Here is an 18,685-nt window from a genome sequence, read left to right on the forward strand (position 1 = left end):
TAAATACTTCTTGATATATTATAACAGCCTCATTATTACAGAAGATTCACTATAGTATAAAAATTCCACAAACATATTCTAATATCCTTTATTTTATGTAAATGTAGCCAACAAAAGTAATAAAGGCATATATTTTATCTTTAACTCAACAGATTAAACATCAAGTATTCCATAACAATATCTTATATATTGACTTCTTTTTTTGTCGAGTTTCAAACCTTAGTCAAATAAAATAATTAAGATATACCTGTCTAATGCGTAAGAATCTCTTTTCTATAGCTTATTTTCATCTTCTATAGATACATTTATTCCATTTTTATCCATACGAATTTTAAAACTATCACCAGTCTCCTCTAGAAAAGTTTCATATTCAAATTCTCTACCTAATGTTGAAATAACATACTTTACAAATTTATTAACTGAACTATTATAAAAATTATATCCCCTTATATACCCTATTGTATTAATTTATATCCCCTCCTCTAGTTTAATAGTACTACTTATTACCCCATTATTTTATAAATTTATCAATTGATTCTCTTTTATCTGGTATTGTATAATATATAGCCTCATCAGCATTCCAAGCTATACCACTTCTAACACTTCTCCCGTCCTGTTTTATTAATTTTGTTTCAATTAAATCTTGAGCTGCACTAATAATACTTCTTATATCTTTATTTAAGTCATCACTAATCTTCTGGATTGTAACTCCATGTTCCTGTGCCCTTAGATATCTCAAAATACTAATACACTCTTCTTTTAGGTATCTCTTCATCAAACAAACATCTATATCTACATCCTTTAGTTTTGGATATGTCTCTCTAATTCCTGCTTTAATAACTTCAAGATAATCAATGCTTGGAATGACCTCTTGTATATCACGAAGTTCATGGGTAATGGTCTGAATTGGTATTCCTCCTTGAAATCCTAAATTTACTTTTTTATTATACCAAGATGGTCCATTTCCTTCCTGCTGATGAATCTCTTCAAACTGTTCTTTAGTGATTAAGTACATTTTTCCGTAGCTTTTACCTCTTTTACTTATATCAAGAAAAGCTACCCCTTTGTTATTCCATCTACTACTATGATTTGCAAAGTAAATTGGATATTTTACGATTATTGGTTTTTCGTCAACAGGAGGTGTTTTATCCCTACATCCACTCCTAATTGCATCTCCTAAAATATACTTCATAAAACGTTCTTTGTTAATATTAGATCCATAGCAAGCATACCACACATAATTTGTGTAGATGTATGCTACACCTTCAAACCAAGGTTGATACACAAAATCAATTTTGGTTTTACCTTCAATAGACTGATTATATACATAAACATATGCGTCTATTTTCTCATTTTTATCGCTATAAACTTGAGCTATTACTCGTTTATACAGTAAGCCTTCTGCTTCATAGATATCAAGCTCATGAATCTTATCTTCTGATATATAATAAACTTCACCTTTTACTCTTCCATCTTTGCTCTCTACTATTCCAGGATAATATCCTAAATCATATAGAGAGTAACCGCTCAAAATACCTTCTCCTCTAAACTCTGCTTCCTCTAAATAAGATTGCTTCTGTCTATTACTCTTCATTAATGTTCCATAAACAAACAAAAATACTTTTTTCTTATTATTCATTTTATTCAGTACATCCTCCATCCTCAATGAAAATTCCTCATCATAGTCAAATCGAGTGTTTCCCTCTTTCAATAATTTTTCAATTTCTGATTTACTAAAATATATCAGTTCAGTAAATTTTTCATGTTTCTCGGGATATAGTTCAATAAATCTCATTATATCTGCCTTAAGCAAGGTTTTTATTGCATTAATTCTAAAACTAAAGGAACTAAATCCATGACCAACAAGTTTTCCTTTTTCTAAAATGTTAAGAGCTCTAATAAGTGTGGTATCAAATCCCTTTAAATTATTACATAATTTAGGATAGTTTAATTGAAATTTAATCATAATTGAAGTGAATAATATAGTTGGATATTTCCAATATTCAACTTTTGCATCATATGGTATATCATCACTAGAAATTAGTCTCCAATATCCATCTGAATCTTGATTTGAGACTAGCTCTTCTATTAGCACGATTAGTGCTTGTACATCTGCTTTACCTTCAACCTGGTTAATAAATAAGTTGTAACTCTCTTCCATTTGGATTCTAAATTCATTAAAGTTCTCTCTGCTTGGATTTGCTTTGTTTAATAATTTTCTCATATTATTACCTCCCTGATTTATTCTCTATATAAAATATATCAAGGAATATATATCACGAAGGGTAGCTCAGCTACCCTAAATTAAATATATATAGATTATATATAGTCATAATCAATCCTTAACACTTCATTAATATCTAATTTTCTTATCCTTGTCCCATATAATGAATCTTTGACAAATATATCTCCTTTAGCTATATCGTAATCTATGTAACAATCCTTAATTATTTCCATGTCATCATTATTCATATGAATCGTACACTTGACTCCAGCCTTCCATAAATACAATATAGCATCTCTCTTTTTATCAATAATCATTTTCTCTTCATCTTTACTACCATTATATGTATCAAACTCATCTACATAGGGAAACCTGATTCCTAATTCTCTACCCTTCATGTCAATCTTATTTCTTGCATAGTCAGATAGTTGGCAGTATATTTTGTTTGCTAAATCATCATAGGTTTTGCTTGCTATATTTCTTTGATCTTTTGAAAGGGATTTAAGCCCCATGATTAAATAGTATACCTCTGTCATGTTAAGTGGAAGGAATATCGGATGAATGGTAGATTGATAGGTTATTTTATTTTGTTCTTTTTGAATATCACGGATTTTTACCTCTTGTCCAAGAATTTTCGTGCCCATTACTAGCTGGTTTATGTCACTTTCCAATGGCTTTCTGCTAATACTATAATGATCCATTAACTCACTCTTCGTCATGCCTTTATTTAGTGTTTTTAATAAGTCTACTAGTCTTTCGTATGGGTTCAAAGTTTCTCTTTCAAATACTTTACCTAATTCCAACTCTATTTTATATTTCTTCTGCAAATACTCTGAAAATGAAACAATTCTTTTCTGAGTATATTCTTTATTATTTCTTGTTTTCTTTAACAGCTCATAGAATGCATCCACGATACTTGGTCTATATTCTTTTCTTGCCTGTAAAGATTCTAAACTAATATTATAGTGTACTTGCTCTTCTTTTAAATATGGGTCTAATTCCCCTAACAAAAGCTTTGTCACCTGTTCTTTTTCTTCTTTGCCTTTTACCTTTTTGACAATGTATTCTTCTATTGCATGCCTAAGATCCATATGTATTTGCCCCTTTCTGATACATATAATTGTTAAAAGATAACAACCATTCCCATTCAAATAGATTTATTTATTATTAATTCTATTTGAATTTATATATATCCTTCTATTTGATTTCATCTTCTTGCCTAGAAAGCTCTTAGCATTATTGCCATACCATCCACACTGATCTATATCTGTACAAATCTATATATTCATATATGTGATGTAGTATAAATAAAGTAACACATTCATTTTCTAACAAGCCTGATGCAAAGAGTTTAGATGAACTTCTAAAAATAATAATAGTAATGCTAATAAGAGAAGAGGATCAGTGACATCCTCTTCTCTTATTGATACAAATTTATTGTTAGTCTTATCAATATAATCTAGTTACTAAAAAGATTCTATAGATTTTCCTTTAATCATTTATTTACTAAGCTTATTTCTTAACTTTCTTAATATCTATTTCGTCATCTTCAGTTGCATTTTTACTGTTATTATTGTAAGTTATTCTTTTAATATCGACTTCATCATCAGAAACAGCATTTCCTACAGCTTTTTTACCTATCTTTTTGATATCAACTTCTTCATCATCTGGTACATTTTTTTCTTTAGTTTTCTTACTTACTTTTTTGATGTCAACTTCTTCTATTGGAGTCGGCTTTTTAATATCTATCTCTTCCTTATCACTATCAATGTCGATTACCCTTAGTCTAGTAAATGGCGAAATAGTCCCTTCATTAATATTGTACTTCAATATTTGCTCTTCACTTATATCATATCTTTCTTTTTCTCCCAATTTTAGTGTACTCATTTAATGCTCCCCTTTATTTATTTATTTCAAAGAATCTATTCTCAATTGGTATATCTAGCTTTTCATCCCACATTGAATCGTAAATATGTAACTCTAATCTATCGCTATTTTCATCTATTGTAAAGTATAACTTGAAACTTGAATTTGTCATTTCTTTTTCAATGGGAATATATGCTTTCCCTATTTCTTCATCGTTTTCACAGATACTAACTTTAAATGCGTTTCTCCCTCTAGCGTTTGTGGTTAACTCAAATTCCTTATAACATTCTTCTGTATTTAGTTCTTTTATTTTTTTACCTTTGTTAAGAACTGTTTCTATAATATCTTTTTGACCATATTCATCCTTCATTTTGACTCCATAGTCATGTTCCAGAATATCATTGTATTTGTTTGCATTTGGATCATAGCCCCTTAAAGCTAATCCTCTTGCAATACTTGTCATTGCATCCCCATTCACTTTTATTTTATCTCTGCCGAAAATTTCATATAAAAGTTCTTGTACAGCTGGGGTTAATGAACTTCCTCCCGCAAGTACGACTATGTCTATATCATTAGAATTAATTCCTGATTCATTTAAACAGTCCAACACTAATTCTCTTATTTCTCTAAGATAGGAACTTATAGCTAATTCATATTCTTTTTTTGTAATCTCAATATTCATTTTTAGGTTTCCTTTTTCAAAGGCTATTGTCGTAAAGTCGTATCTTGATAACTCTTCTTTTGCTATTCTAATTTGATTCATTAGTTCTATACCTTCTTGTACTGATAGCAGATCTTCTATCCTATTTATTCCCAGATCTCTTTTAAGACTTCTCATCCCGTATTTTTCTACAACGATATTTTCAAGTATAGCCTTGTCAAAGTCATCTCCACCAAGATTTAATCTGCCTTTTTTAGAAATAACATCATGAGGAGATATCTCGTTTGCATTTCTAATATTCTTCATATCCATTATAACTAAGTCTAAGGTTCCACCCCCAAAGTCAAAGACTAAAACTCTTTTGTCATCTTTTAATGATAAATTATAATTTAATACTGAAGCAATAGGTTCAGATACAAAAATTGTATTAGCTTTGGCAATGTTATAATCCTTATATATTCCTGATTTCAACATAGCCCTTAAATACAACTCCTTGTCCTTGTCTTTAAAGCCAATAGGTATACCTATGGCCACTCCTCCTATTTGAGTACCATATGGAATTTGTGATTCAATTTTTTTCATAATTGCGGATAGAAAATCAGAGACTATGTCTAAATCAGATTTGTTTTTAACACCTGCAATTTTAAGTGTATCGCTTACTATTTGCCTTTTTAGTGAATTAACAAATCCATATGGATATTCGTATGAGTGTATTAATGCATCTTCACCTATCCAATAATTAGTTTCATCCTTGTAGGTAATAATCGTTCTAATAGTATCACTTCTATCTAAATCAAAACATTCAGGACTAAATACAGACCAAATGTTATTATATTTCATATAAGCAACAGAAGTATTTGTAGTCCCAAAATCTATACCTATAGAAATATTTTTCATTTATATCCCCCTTATTTTTAGATTATTTAATAAAGTACTTAACATTATATTTTCATTATCAATTCTAATTCCTAAAGAATCTACTATTCCCTCGTCAATGCCTATTGGTTGATTGTTTTCATGCCTTTTATTATTAAAACTAACCTTTGTCCCATAATTATCTATATCTTCAACTGTATCAATCCCAACCTCTTTTAATGATCTCCTTAATTTTCTAATATTCTCTATTAGTGTATCGCTTGTAACATCACTACTTCTAGTTATTATTGTTTTTTCTATATTACTTAAAGGTTTACTAATGCTTGTCCCTATTATTTTTAAAGTGCTTTTCTTTACTGAATCGTTTTCTTGCTTGCTTTGTAGAATGATTCTATTATATTTATTCAATAAGATTAATAAGCTTTCTATTACTTCCACATATATTTCGTTGGGAAGGGTTTTAGTATCAATTATATCTAAAAACCATTCTATTCTATCTTTAGTATTAGTTAGATTGGAAAAAAAGGACTCCATTTTTTCTCTACTACTATTAGAGCTTCTAGCGTTCAGCTCTTTATTGATATTATCCCAATAATACTCCCATATAGTATTCTCAGAAGTATTTATCATTAGCTTTTTAATAATATAATCAACTATTCTCTTATCTAACTCCTGATGAAATGTTTCATCCTTTACAAACTTATCGACTAGACTAAAAAGCTCTAACTTACTTACCAGTTTATCTAATAAGTCTGGTGCCCCTTCAACTTCAACACTAATATCTAGTAGGCTTATACTGATTAACGAATATGCTTTTATTTTAGCTATTGCTACAAGACCAGGATTGTTTATTCCATAACAACTTGATATCTTAAAAATATCTTCCAAGTCTTGTAAGCAATTGGCTTCAACTAATAATATTTCTTTAATTACGCTTACAATCTTTCCATTATCTCCTGATTTATGCCACATATCCATTAAATATTCTTTTTGTTCTGGTAATATTACATTTCTGTATAAAGTAATAGGTTCTATTCTAATCATGTCTAAAAAGTCTATAACTTCTTTTGTTAATTCAATCTCCTTCCGAGCTAACATATCAAAAATCTCTTCTTTATATTTAGTTTCGCTAATTACATCTAGTGAAAGATTCCCCCATATATCTACTAGCATATAAAAATCATTTCTTAGCAGGCCTTCTACTATTATTAAGGAACAATTACGCCTAATATCCAGACTTTCTATTTTCTTAAGTACTTCAATAATATAGCGATTGTCTTTATTCGCTAAAGCCTGTTCAATTTCTTTAGCATAATGATCCTCAAGCAAACTTGGGTCTATCACTTCAATTGCTCCTTTAATGATTCCTTGATTTTTTTCCCCAAAGTCTTTGATTTCCATTAGAACACTTTTATCCTCACACTCATAATCAAACATGAGCATAAGCTTTATATATTTTTTATCATCATCTAACTTATTCTTAATAATCTTGATAAAATATTCCATCATTATAGAATACAAAGCATTGTTTGAATCCCTCATCATACTCAAAAATAGGTAGTTTTCCTTAAGTGATTTTTTTCTAAAAAAGAGAACTAGGATTTTAGGATTTAAGTCTTTATCTAATTCTAGATCTTCATCAGATTTATCTATCCTAACTATGAATTTATTTTCTTTTGTTTGTTCTAACTTATCATAAATATACTTTTCCACATTTTTATTTCTAAGCAGTCGCAACTCCCCTTCAAATATCATATCAACTATTTCATAAAATCCCTTCATGGATTTTAGTTCTACTAAAACTTCAAAAAAGTCATCTTTTAATTCCTTGTCATTTTTCATATGGTTCTTAATAATATCAGCAATTTTATCAGTGTTATCTTGACTTAGATTTTTGTCTCCTGCAATATAACTTACAATTTTAATTCCAATTTTTCTTCTTAATGTATCCGTCCCCAACAGGTTATCTGATAAGTAAATAAGCCATTCATATGAATATGAACTTAAATCCTTGTTCATAATTTCATATTTAAGTCTATCTTCATCCTTGATATCAAACATCCAAGTTAATAGTAATAGTTCTTCCTTGTCTACCTCAAATTTGTATTGGCTAAGTAAATTGATGTTTTTTGCCAAAGTCATCAATGTGTTAAAATCCCTTAAAACTATATTCCTATTAATTGTATCAATCAAATCGTCTTTAGCTTTATAATTATTTAATACTAGTTCTAAAATAGAATTACTATGGTAAGGCTGTAAGGTATTGATTTCATTTAGCATTTTCTCTGTGTCTATCGAACCAGGAGATGTGCTATTGACATCACTTAATAGCCCATACAGATACCCTCTTTCTTGATCTTGGTGTAAACATATTTCATAAAGTTGCTTTTTTAATTCCTGAGTTTCCGCTTCCATGATAATCCTTAGTGAGTACTCACAATCATTTGAATAAAGAACCTCAAATGTTCTTGATTTTAGTGTTGAGTCATTAATGCTTTTCATTAAGTCATAAAGAAAAGCTGCTATACTTTCTTTGAATTCCGATATCTTAAACTCATCAAATGAATTCACAATTTCTTCAAGAGTTTTTAGTTCATCTCTTAGATTTCTAATCAAACTCTGTCTATCTTTTGAAGTTAGATGTTTGAAACTGTTAAGAATAACTTCTTTCCTATACTCAATTTTCCCAAACTTTGTTTTTTGTGAAGTATTTTCAATTAAGTCAGGATTCATTAGAAACTCTAGAATGTTTTTAAATTCTTTTGTACCTTTTTTGTCTAGAAAACTAAGATCCATTTAGTTGTCCCCCCTTGTATATTTGCAGTATATGCAATGATTAAAATCGCTGTATGTTTTCTCTCCACATTTGTTACATATAGCTCTTACGATTTTTTCTTCCTTAATAACATTTTCTCGAACATATTTTACCAATGGAACTTGTAACGTTTTTTTATTTATATCTAAATACTTTTTAGCAAAGTCTTCCAAGTCTAGTAATAAAGAATTTAGGATTATGGCTTCATGATCTGTGTTATTTTTTATTTCTTTCATATTATCTATAATGTATAGAGCATATTTTTTAATAAGATTAGAGATATAATCTTTAAAGTTAATTTTATTTCTGTCAACCTGAACATTCCTAAGCGTTTTAAATTTGGGGTCATACCTATAATTAATATAACTTTCCTTATCTGCAAGAAGATATTTTTTTTGGTCATTAAGGAACTTAAGAAGAAGAGGAGTATGTATAACATTAGCCATGTCGTTAACGAGTTCTAGCCATCTGTCTATTTTAATTAATTCTCTTAGAACTAATTGATATTCCTCTTCCTTCGATATCAGTTCAAGGTTATGCCTAACTTTTTTCTTAAATTCCTTAAATGAAATAGAATTTATCCCCTTATCATACATCCTATTATTAAATATCTCCATATTATCCTCAGCATATTTTGCCCATCCCATCTCGCATCCCCCTTCTTGCTCATCAATTTAATTATAATACAATTATTTTAAATTTTCTGACATATTTTGTCGAAATTATATTGTGTCAATATTATTGTTGTACTTTATGTTAGATTATATTGTGATCTTGTATTTTTAAGAAATCCATAATATTAAAATGGAATATCTTCATCATCATTGGAAGCGAATTGATTGTGAAATGATGCAAGATTAGGGATATTAATACTTGGCATATAATTTTTAAAGCGATTTAATATACTTCTAACTCTGTTGTCATACTTCATAAGTACATTTAAATCTATATCTGATATTTCGTACAATTCATTAGCTACATGTTCTGATAAGTATGGATGAAGTAAATTTATAACTATATATTTATTATTTATAGCAAAGGTTTTGGCTTCTATGTTATTTTCTATATAAATCCTGAAACTTCCAAGCAATTTATCTAATTGGTAGACATATGAATTGTTTTTTGAGATTGCTAATCTCTTTTGTTCTTCTTGTTCTTCATCAGTCCTTCCAAAACCGAAGTAAGCACAATCATCATACTCATTATATCCATCAAAAATATCAACACTACTAGCTTCATTCCAATTGTCAAATCCAACATTAACTATATCTTGTAAAATATCTTCATCAATGTATTCTTCAAAATAATCTTCATTAGGTATCTTGCCATAGTTGATAAGCATAAAATCTTCTTCAATCTTTTTATGTGTTTTAGCTTGTTCATTTTCAATGTATGCATTTATTTCTTTATAATACTTTTTATTAGAAGGAAACATGCTACGTAAAGCATCTCCATCCTGCAAATCAATCATATCTTCAGCAGTATATACTTGGCTTTTTTCTTTTTTTGTTTTTTGAAGCTATTTTCTACAGAGAAAATTAAATTGAAGCTTCTTTCTTTCCTTTTATCTGGTATATATTCCATAAGTGCTATCCCATTATATTCAAAGCCTTCTTCCTTCTTTAGTTCATTATCTAATATATCGCAATATGAATAATCTTCTTTATGTTTAATCCTAAGCTGTCCATTAGTAATAGTTGATCCTGAAAATTTAACTAGGCTGATAATTCTCCATTTTTCCTTTCTTTGGTTAAATAAGTCCTCAAATGTAGCAAACTGCCAGCCTGATATTATTTTCATCTTTTCTAAAAATAGCTTTAAGTCTGTCTTGCCAATAGCTTTTGCATCTTTGAGGTCAAATTTAATAACTGAACTATTTCGTAAAACTTCAAATTTGTCACTGTCAACTTCAATTACATTGTATAAATGAAAATTTAAACCTGATTTGTTTGTTGATGTAAATTCATAATATTCATTTTCAACATAGTCCCACATATAAACTGATTTTTTCTTTTTACCCACAACTACAAAATGTTTCTTCATAGATCTATGCCTCCTTTAAATTTTCTCTAATGTTTCTTTTAATAATGAATGAAGTAACCCCAGGATTTAGCCACAAATATTTTCTACTTACATATTCTGATTCAAAATCATTTTGAACAAAATTCCGAAGCGCATCTCCCCCACGATATCCATGAATAACAACTATCTCATCTACGTTATCTAGAGTTAGTACTATACTTAGTTCTAAGTATCTTTTAGCTTCCTCAACTGTCATTCCATGAAGATCTAATTCAACGTGCTCTTTTGAAACAAAATAGGCTCTCATCTTTTCCCTCCTTATTTTTGTATACAAAAAAGCACCAGCAACACTGATTAAGTCTAATTTCTGCACAACAAAATAGGCATCTATTTCGCTATGCAGTTACCAAAATTAATCACTATTGCTAGTGCTTGCATAAATTATAGCATTGTTTATATATTTTTACAAGCATTTTTTATTTTTTCTCAAATCTGCAGAAAAATCTTCAGTAAAGTTTCAAAATACATACTTACACTAAATTTTTAGTTTTTAATTCACCTCGAGTAAATGTAGTTTCAAGTCTATGGTTTCTATGAAATTCAGCTAATTTATAAAGGGACATATCTAAGAGATTAAGTTTTCCTCTTAGACTATTAATCAACTTATGCACCTTTTTCTCATTTTAATATATAAAAACTTGACTCGTTAGCCTATTATTTACCTTATTAAATACTTCATCTAAATTTTCTAATATGAATGCTCCATATCCTTTCTAATTATATTTGTACTCAAGCTTTCCTATATATGCATAAAACTCTGATTCTTAATCTTCCTCTTGTCATAATGCTGTATTTTCTATATTTCAAATTCTCGCCATACTTTCTAAATGCAAAGTTTCCATCTTGTCAATTTATAGTCATCATATAATGTTCGTTCTATATTTGTACAAACCTACATATATTCATATAGGTGATGCATATGAACAAAGTAACACATTCTTTTTCTAACAAACCTGATTGTTGATTGTCAAGTAAAATTGACCATCTGGCTAATATATGTATTTGTCAATTAGAATTGTTTTTGAGTATTCCTCAATTTCTGTAGCCTCTTTATTTGTATTTGTTAATATGTAATCTTTATTTCTATTGCATAAAAGTTTTATTTTTTCTGTATTTATCCCTATTGGGCTTATTTTTTCTAAATCCTTAATTATGTTTTCTATTTTATCTAATCCGTATTGTGATATTATTTCTATTAGCTCTATGAAATCCTTTGGATTTTCTGTATAATATTTATTGTATATTGATTGAAGTCTGGGATTCATTTGTTGCATGGCTGTGCTTGAATGAATTGCCCCAGGCTTTCTTTTTAGTGTTTTTAGATAATGTTCAATTTTTATATTCCAAGTATGAGCACCATGATTTCTTATATGTTCAGCTACATTAATGTTGTTATGGTAAATTAATATTCTTTCTGGATATACTTTGGCTGTTACGAATTTGTCTACTAAAGCATCTGGTACTGAATATTTGTTTTCATCTATACTTACTACTGAATATTTACTAACCCTTATTTCAGCTGTCCTAGCAATATCATAACTCGGCATTAACTTTAGTAAATTTGGTAACTCTTCTTTTAAAATATCATTTGGGCTTTTATCATCATATTGCTTATATATTTTGCTATTCAATTTATTTAATATTTCTTGTAAATATTTATTAGCTTCATCTAGTGTTTGGAATGAATCCTCTTTGCTAAAAACTTTTCTTCTTACATATTCAACGCTTTTTTCTACATGGCCCTTTTCATTGCCTCGCCTTGCATTACAGAATCGATATTTAAATCCATAGTAAATTGATAATTTCAAAAGTTCTTCAGTTGGCTCTTTCTCTGTCCTGCTTACAAATTTAGCTACTGCTACTTTCATATTGTCATAAACTAGAGTTTTATGAACTCCACCAACCCTATTGAAAAATTTTACATGGGAATCTAGGAAACTCTCCATCTTTTGATTTTGGTAGAGATGAGCAAATCTAAAATTTCCTTTTGCAGTTGTAAATACGGCCATTTGAACTATTTTAGGTTTATTACCTATTGTTAAATTTACATGGCCCCAATCAAACTCAGCTATGTCGCCTAATCCATATTCCTGCCTTATATATGCTTCTTTTTCTAAATTTACCTTATCTCTTATGTAGTTACATACAGTTGGATAGCTTATATCGTAACCTTCATCTATTAGACATTCATAAATATCTATTTTCTTTTTCTGTTGCTTGCTTCTACCCGTTGATTTCTTTAATTCATTTTCTTTGTCAATCTTGTCTGTTATTTCATCAGTTAATTTTACCCTAGTTCTGCTGCTTGTATCATATTTGGGAGGTGTTACAATGTCTTCGGTTAAAACCAACCTATCTTCATTTGAATCCAATATTGCTTTTCTTTTTTCTTCATATTGATTAATATATTTTCTAATGGTTTTTCTATCAAATCCAGTTTGCCTATGAATATCCCATTGAGACTTTCCCTCTAAAAAATGTGATATTATTATTTCTTGCTTGTCCATTAAACTAATCATCCCCTTGCCCCCCTATGAAGTATCATAGGGTTATTTTATATTTCCTCTAGGGGAATTTTCAATTAGAATTTGGGGTAATTTTAGATTAGCATAAACAATATACTCATAAATTTAATATTTATATATTTCCAGGCGTCAATCTCATGTTTTACATTTAAAATTGACCACCTGGATTAATTATTTACGTTTAATTTTGACCACTTAAATCTAGTTAATATTTATTTGGTATCCATCCTTTACTAAAGCTTGCTTATCAATCTCAATAGTCGCGGAATATCTATTTAGTGTAATGTACTTGTTTAGCTCCAATAATTTTTCTTGCATTAGATCTCTGAATAGTAATTCCAGAATATCGTTGCTTCTAGTTGATAGAACTGGGGTTACAGGATCCATTGGAGTAATCCCTTTACTACATAATTCATCTAAACCCATAAATATTGACTCATCTTGTTTACTAGATTTTATGATTTTTCTATTTTCCTTATCATAACTATACTCAGGAGATTGCTTAATTCTTGATATTACTCCTCGAGGAGCTTTTATCCCATAGTTTTGTTGAATGTAGTCTATAGCTATTTTTTCTCCAGACTCATTGAATATATTAACTATTTTCTCATAGTCTTGTTTAGGAACATTTGCCATCTATTTATCCTCCTTAGTATCTTTTCGATTACCTTCTAGATATTTCTCACCTTTGACACGGAAACTGTCGCCTGTTATACTAAGGATATGGCAATGATAAACTAATCTGTCTAGTATTGCGGTTGCTGCTAATTGACCTGTAAATACTTCATCCCATCTACTTAGGGGAAGGTTAGTTATAATTATTAGGGAGCTTTTTTCATATCTTTGGCGGATAACTTGGAAAAATATGCTCTCTTTTTCTTTGTCCATTTTCAAGTAGGATAGTTCGTCTATTATTAACAATTCTACCTTGTTTAAAGCCTTTAAAGTCTGTTTTAGTATGTCTAAATCATTAAATAAAGATAATCTTAGATCTCGGTACTTGTTATAGAATATTTTCGTAATACTTTCTTGCTCTATTTCATTGGTTAAGTATAACTAATCTATTATAGAGTTTCTATTCCAGAGTTTTCTCCTGTTGCTTTCCGCGAGAGCCTTGTAAATGCATTTTGCCATAGAGATTATACTATATTAAGATTACTTATCGAAGACGAAGGAATGACAATTAGTAATCCTGGCGGATCTATTGAAGGAGTTAATCTTAATAACCTATTAACAGTTGAGCCACACGGGCGAAATCCAGCCTTAGCTGATGCACTAAAAAGAATTGGTTTGGCGGAAAGAACTAGGCAAGGCATATATAGAATTTTTGAAGGTTCTATTATGTACGGGATACCATGCCCCGATTATTCAGAATCAACAGACAGGTATGTAAAGTTATTCATTCAACGTGCAAAACCAAATTTAGCTTTTACTAAAATGATTTCAAATGAAGAAAACAGAATGGGGAGATCACTACCCATTTATTCTCTTTTGATATTATCTGCTTTGCAAAGTGAGAGAAGACTTGATATTCATAGTATTTCTGAAATAATTAATATTAGTGAAAGTAGATCCAAATCAAATGTAGAAAGACTAATTGAAAGCGGGCTTATTGAGACAGTCGGTAGTGGAAAATCTAGGGCATATATTCTGAGTGCAAAAGTATACCGAGAAAATGATAATGCAGTTGGTTATGTTAGGCAAACAGGAATAGGTAGCATAAAATATGAGGAGTTAGTGCTTAAATTAGCACGAGAACAGAAGGGGATCACTACTAGGGATAATGTAATTGAACTATTAAATGTATCAGATTCGCAGGCATATAGAATTCTCAAAAAATTTTACATTACTATTAGGATGCTTAACTCCGATGGAATATCGAAATCAAACATCCAACTGTGCATAGATATTTAATTAAATTACCTGTCTACTTGACAAGGGTCAGTTCAGATTAAATGCTCTCTTTTCTTATAATCTCTTAGTTTTCATTCTAAACAAATGTAGTAATTCATAATTATATTAATTTTTCTTTATTGGATAATAAAGACTGTGTTCACCAAAATAATCTTCCAATACTTCTATTTCACTTTCTTCCAAATTTAATTCACTATAAAACATCTCATTAATCTGTACTGCTAAATTACTAATTTCATCATTATGTTGTGTAACATAGGAATTTTCTACTTCATCTATTTCTTCTATCTCACCTATTCCTTCTTTTTCATATGCATTATCTATACTTACTGCTACTTCCTCTATAATATTAATTTCAGTATTATTATTTGCTAAATTATCCATAAAAGACAAAAACTTCACTTCCTTAACTGCAATGTTTTTAATAATATCGTGAATTCTTCCTTCTTTATTCATCTTTTTTGATATAATAACTGGTAGATTTTTAATAACCTCAAGTTTTACAAAATTTAGCTCTTCATCTAATAACTGAGCATACCAAATTAATATTGCACTTTTCAACCATCCTGTTAGCGACTGCACAGTATATCTTTTTTTATAGGATTCTTTTATTCTTAATAATAAAATAGGTTTATCCAAAATTTTATCTATTATACTCCATTTTTCATCGCTATCAATAAAATAACATCCTCCGTTAGGTAATACAATTATAGCTTGACCTGAATAATCTATTAATTCATCATGTTGTAAATCATATTCATTAGTTCTTGGACAAGTACATCTTAAGTACGCATATGGTAAGTGAGGTGAAGAATTATCTGAAACTATATAAAGATTACCCGTATCTTTACCATTTCTAGCTATTCTATAGTTATTATCCACATCTCTATTTGATACAATATCAATATTACATATTTCACCAAGTTTAATTGAGTTGTTTTCAATTTTATTAAAAATACTAAACTCAGTTCTGGATTTTTTTAGTTGATCTAGCTCTTTACTTAACCTAGATATTTTTTGACTAAGTACATCGTTAAATTTTGTAAATCTATCTATTATTTTATCTTGTCCAATATTCATAATATCTTCTGGAGTGGCCTGCATTATTTTGTTATCCTTATATATATACGCATTATTTTTATAACAATAAATTGGATTTTTATCTCCATTTAAGTGCATAATAATTATATTTCTATTACCAGCAGGATAGATATTGCTAGCTACACGAAATCCATGGCTATTATATGATATTTCCTTACAAATATTATCGATAATTTCAAAACATTCTTTACGTTCTTTCAATATTCCTGTTAAACTTTGATTTTCCTTATCAGTTCCAATTACAATACTTCCATAACCATTGTTTAAAACAGCACATGTAGCTTTACATATGTCCAAAAAATTTTCCTCGGTAAAATCTTTAAAAGAAATACTTCTAGGATCATTTATTATTCTAACAATTAAATTTCTTACTGCCGGATCGTGAGTAGGGCTTATGCTTTCTAAAGGAGTTAAAAAAGTATTATATAACGATTTAAAGTCTAGTTTCTCCATTTTAAAATATGTTATAGATAGCCTATTATTGTCTTCTCCATGATAATCAGAACTCTGAATAAACGCTATAGGCTTATTCCTTCTATACTCTTTACTATTATCATATATTAATTTCATTTTAACTTCGTTATCAGGATTATTATATGAAATTCCCATTAAATAATCGGATGAAAAAACTTGTGCTCTATAAGTGCCCTTTTGTAGATCATTATATATACCTTTTTTACTATCAGAATGAGCTGCTATAGTTATAGCTCCCAGTAATTCAGCTTTTTCTAAAGCTTGTAAAACATCATACCTAGATATTCTATCAATGTTTTCTTTACCTTGTAAATCAGTAGTATATCCAGCATCTTCTAGAAATCTCTCGATGTTTTTTATTTCAATTTCAGGGTCAAAGACAAACAACAAGTGTATTCCTGGTGAAGCTTCAAATTCAACTCCAGGTAATATTAATATGTCAGTAAACAACTCTAGTATTTGTTCAATTTTGTTGATTTCTTCTTGAAGCTCGGGAGCCTTGTCTACATGTTTTTTTAAATATTTTAACTCATTTAATTTATCTTCTTTTATTTGTAATAATCTTCGATATCCATCAATAGTGTTATGATCTGTAATTGCAATAACCCTAACTTTTTTTGTGTGATACGTTTCCAATATTTTAATAAATTCTTCTTCACATTTCTTTCCTTTATAACAGTTTGATTCAGGTGTATGAACATGTAAGTCAACTCCAACAAAACCACTTTGTGTATTCAAGTTAATAACATTATTCATGTTTGCCTCCTGTTCCAAAGTATATATATTATTGAACTAATCTTTATTATTTATCTAATTCTACAACTATATTATAAATCCTTTAAAATTCTCCATAAAATGTGATTTGATTTATATTAGTAAGATATTAAACTTGCTTGAAATTTTACTTAATATCATATGGAAAATTAGTTCAAGTATTTAAAAGACTGTATATTCTTCATTCTGTTATCGTATATGGAAAGTTGACTATTTCTCCATTATTTCATTTTTAGTTAGCTACAATTTAAATTGTTATTTTCATATGCATGCCAAAGTACACCCAACCTTATCCACCTAATGCAAAGTCTTCTCCTTATGTTGCTTTTCACTATATTAAAACTTCCTATAGGATTATATGTCTCTTTCCCCATAGATATGGAATTATGTATGATATAAAACTTGTACTAGGGAAATTTATTAAGGTAAGGCTACAGGTATACACTGCCAAATGTTCTGACATCACTTATTTCAAGCTTACGAATTTATAATAACGTAAACCCTATCTCATCTAACCATTTAAGAATTTCTCTGCCAACAATTTCTGCACCAGTTTTATTGTCATTGCCTAAGAAATGATTCCCGCCAGGTTTTTCAACAACAGTAATATTATGATATGGCAGTAGTTGTTTCCAGAGATGAGCTTGGATTAGATGGACTTCAGTATCATCTGAACCATGTAGTATCAATATTGGTAACTCGACATGTTTTCTAAAATATGTCCAATTATCATTAAGTTTAATTTCTTGCCAAAAACGAATAAGTGGTCCATCACCACGTGGTTTATTGACCTTTAGTATTTCTTCATAGGTCATACTTTCAAATTCTTCAACTTCCTCACGAAATTTATTCCATCTATTCTTGTCTTTTGTCATCAGAAGTGCATTATGAATTCGATTGGTACAGAGTCCACCGAGAATCACAACTCCCTGTGCTTCCTCAAGTGGTAAATGTGGAATATGGAGACTTCCTCCACTCCAACAAAATATAATTCTTGGTTTCTCGCAAGGCATTTTTTTGAATAACCTATTTAATTGTTCGATTATTACATTATGATCCACTTTCATGTATTCATTCCAATTTATTGATTCATGGTTTACACCGCTGCGAGTGTAACGTAGGGTGCTCCACCCGCCACTATTCAAAACCTTTGATAATCTTTTGTATAAGGACATACACCCTAATGGATATCTAGAATCGCATTTTGGTATATTCCCATCTATGTCCATAGGTGCTGTGCCATGAACTAAAAGAATACTTCCCTTACTTCCTACTCCAACCGGATGATCCCATATTAAAATATCTTCCCCCATTTTCCCCCTCCTAACAATTGGTAATTCTCATCCTCATTTTATCATTTCATGCATAGTCTT

General features: G+C 29.3%; 15 protein-coding genes. 1 reads left to right on the top strand and 14 read right to left on the bottom strand.

The window, feature by feature from the left end:
* Nucleotides 1–511: 511 nt before the first annotated feature.
* From BLV37_RS06355 to BLV37_RS06410, 12 genes are all read right to left on the bottom strand, one after another.
* Nucleotides 512–2,224 (bottom strand): gamma-glutamylcyclotransferase family protein, encoded by a 1,713-nt coding sequence (locus BLV37_RS06355; protein WP_091728867.1) that lies wholly within the window; start codon nucleotides 2,222–2,224, stop codon nucleotides 512–514.
* A 95-nt stretch (nucleotides 2,225–2,319) separates the two neighbouring features.
* A complete protein-coding gene (locus BLV37_RS06360) occupies nucleotides 2,320–3,315 on the bottom strand; it encodes a hypothetical protein (protein WP_091728870.1) in 996 nt (331 codons plus the stop codon).
* Between the two features lie 421 nt (nucleotides 3,316–3,736).
* Nucleotides 3,737–4,111, bottom strand: a complete 375-nt coding sequence (locus tag BLV37_RS06365) for a hypothetical protein (RefSeq protein WP_091728873.1) — start codon at nucleotides 4,109–4,111, stop codon at nucleotides 3,737–3,739.
* Between the two features lie 13 nt (nucleotides 4,112–4,124).
* Nucleotides 4,125–5,648, bottom strand: a complete 1,524-nt coding sequence (locus tag BLV37_RS06370) for an Hsp70 family protein (protein WP_091728876.1) — start codon at nucleotides 5,646–5,648, stop codon at nucleotides 4,125–4,127.
* Nucleotides 5,649–8,423: a hypothetical protein gene (locus tag BLV37_RS06375; protein WP_091728878.1), complete on the bottom strand. Its 2,775-nt coding sequence runs from the start codon at nucleotides 8,421–8,423 to the stop codon at nucleotides 5,649–5,651. It lies immediately after the preceding gene.
* On the bottom strand, nucleotides 8,424–9,089 hold the full coding sequence (locus BLV37_RS06380) for a hypothetical protein (RefSeq protein WP_091728881.1): 666 nt from the start codon (nucleotides 9,087–9,089) through the stop codon (nucleotides 8,424–8,426).
* 152 nt (nucleotides 9,090–9,241) lie between these two features.
* On the bottom strand, nucleotides 9,242–9,913 hold the full coding sequence (locus BLV37_RS06385) for a hypothetical protein (RefSeq protein ID WP_091728884.1): 672 nt from the start codon (nucleotides 9,911–9,913) through the stop codon (nucleotides 9,242–9,244).
* Nucleotides 9,910–10,485, bottom strand: coding sequence for a hypothetical protein (locus BLV37_RS06390; RefSeq protein ID WP_091728886.1), 576 nt, complete (start codon nucleotides 10,483–10,485; stop codon nucleotides 9,910–9,912). The genes BLV37_RS06385 and BLV37_RS06390 overlap by 4 nt, the downstream gene beginning before the upstream one ends.
* Nucleotides 10,486–10,489: 4 nt before the next feature.
* Nucleotides 10,490–10,771: a Smr/MutS family protein gene (locus BLV37_RS06395; protein ID WP_091728889.1), complete on the bottom strand. Its 282-nt coding sequence runs from the start codon at nucleotides 10,769–10,771 to the stop codon at nucleotides 10,490–10,492.
* Between the two features lie 742 nt (nucleotides 10,772–11,513).
* Complete coding sequence (gene istA / locus BLV37_RS06400; RefSeq protein WP_091728892.1) at nucleotides 11,514–13,043, bottom strand: IS21 family transposase; 1,530 nt, start codon at nucleotides 13,041–13,043, stop codon at nucleotides 11,514–11,516.
* Nucleotides 13,044–13,250: 207 nt separating this feature from the next.
* Nucleotides 13,251–13,685 carry a hypothetical protein gene (locus tag BLV37_RS06405; protein ID WP_091728895.1) on the bottom strand — a complete coding sequence of 145 codons (435 nt, stop codon included), beginning with the start codon at nucleotides 13,683–13,685 and terminating at the stop codon, nucleotides 13,251–13,253.
* Nucleotides 13,686–14,087 (bottom strand): ATP-binding protein, encoded by a 402-nt coding sequence (locus BLV37_RS06410; RefSeq protein WP_091728896.1) that lies wholly within the window; start codon nucleotides 14,085–14,087, stop codon nucleotides 13,686–13,688.
* Between the two features lie 138 nt (nucleotides 14,088–14,225).
* Between BLV37_RS06410 and BLV37_RS06415 the strand changes: the two genes are divergently transcribed.
* Complete coding sequence (locus BLV37_RS06415) at nucleotides 14,226–14,963, top strand: ATP-binding protein (protein ID WP_244270486.1); 738 nt, start codon at nucleotides 14,226–14,228, stop codon at nucleotides 14,961–14,963.
* 105 nt (nucleotides 14,964–15,068) lie between these two features.
* On the opposite strand, the gene BLV37_RS06420 is transcribed toward BLV37_RS06415, so the two are convergent.
* Both BLV37_RS06420 and BLV37_RS06425 read right to left on the bottom strand, forming a co-directional pair.
* Nucleotides 15,069–17,294, bottom strand: a complete 2,226-nt coding sequence (locus BLV37_RS06420) for a PHP domain-containing protein (protein ID WP_091728901.1) — start codon at nucleotides 17,292–17,294, stop codon at nucleotides 15,069–15,071.
* Between the two features lie 503 nt (nucleotides 17,295–17,797).
* Complete coding sequence (locus tag BLV37_RS06425) at nucleotides 17,798–18,625, bottom strand: alpha/beta hydrolase (RefSeq protein WP_091728904.1); 828 nt, start codon at nucleotides 18,623–18,625, stop codon at nucleotides 17,798–17,800.
* Nucleotides 18,626–18,685: the final 60 nt, after the last annotated feature.

This window comes from Proteiniborus ethanoligenes, assembly GCF_900107485.1.
Lineage (GTDB): Bacteria > Bacillota > Clostridia > Tissierellales > Proteiniboraceae > Proteiniborus > Proteiniborus ethanoligenes.

Excerpts from the sequence above, each read along its gene's own strand:
- BLV37_RS06425 (WP_091728904.1), bottom strand. The coding sequence starts at position 18,625 with ATGGGGGAAGATATTTTAATATGGGATCATCCGGTTGGAGTAGGAAGT.
- BLV37_RS06385 (WP_091728884.1), bottom strand. The coding sequence starts at position 9,913 with ATGATTGATTTGCAGGATGGAGATGCTTTACGTAGCATGTTTCCTTCT.
- BLV37_RS06405 (WP_091728895.1), bottom strand. The coding sequence starts at position 13,685 with ATGGCAAATGTTCCTAAACAAGACTATGAGAAAATAGTTAATATATTC.
- BLV37_RS06390 (WP_091728886.1), bottom strand. The coding sequence starts at position 10,485 with ATGAAGAAACATTTTGTAGTTGTGGGTAAAAAGAAAAAATCAGTTTAT.
- BLV37_RS06380 (WP_091728881.1), bottom strand. The coding sequence starts at position 9,089 with ATGGGATGGGCAAAATATGCTGAGGATAATATGGAGATATTTAATAAT.
- BLV37_RS06370 (WP_091728876.1), bottom strand. The coding sequence starts at position 5,648 with ATGAAAAATATTTCTATAGGTATAGATTTTGGGACTACAAATACTTCT.
- BLV37_RS06420 (WP_091728901.1), bottom strand. The coding sequence starts at position 17,294 with ATGAATAATGTTATTAACTTGAATACACAAAGTGGTTTTGTTGGAGTT.
- BLV37_RS06375 (WP_091728878.1), bottom strand. The coding sequence starts at position 8,423 with ATGGATCTTAGTTTTCTAGACAAAAAAGGTACAAAAGAATTTAAAAAC.
- BLV37_RS06365 (WP_091728873.1), bottom strand. The coding sequence starts at position 4,111 with ATGAGTACACTAAAATTGGGAGAAAAAGAAAGATATGATATAAGTGAA.
- BLV37_RS06395 (WP_091728889.1), bottom strand. The coding sequence starts at position 10,771 with ATGAGAGCCTATTTTGTTTCAAAAGAGCACGTTGAATTAGATCTTCAT.
- BLV37_RS06360 (WP_091728870.1), bottom strand. The coding sequence starts at position 3,315 with ATGGATCTTAGGCATGCAATAGAAGAATACATTGTCAAAAAGGTAAAA.
- BLV37_RS06415 (WP_244270486.1), top strand. The coding sequence starts at position 14,226 with ATGACAATTAGTAATCCTGGCGGATCTATTGAAGGAGTTAATCTTAAT.
- istA (WP_091728892.1), bottom strand. The coding sequence starts at position 13,043 with ATGATTAGTTTAATGGACAAGCAAGAAATAATAATATCACATTTTTTA.
- BLV37_RS06355 (WP_091728867.1), bottom strand. The coding sequence starts at position 2,224 with ATGAGAAAATTATTAAACAAAGCAAATCCAAGCAGAGAGAACTTTAAT.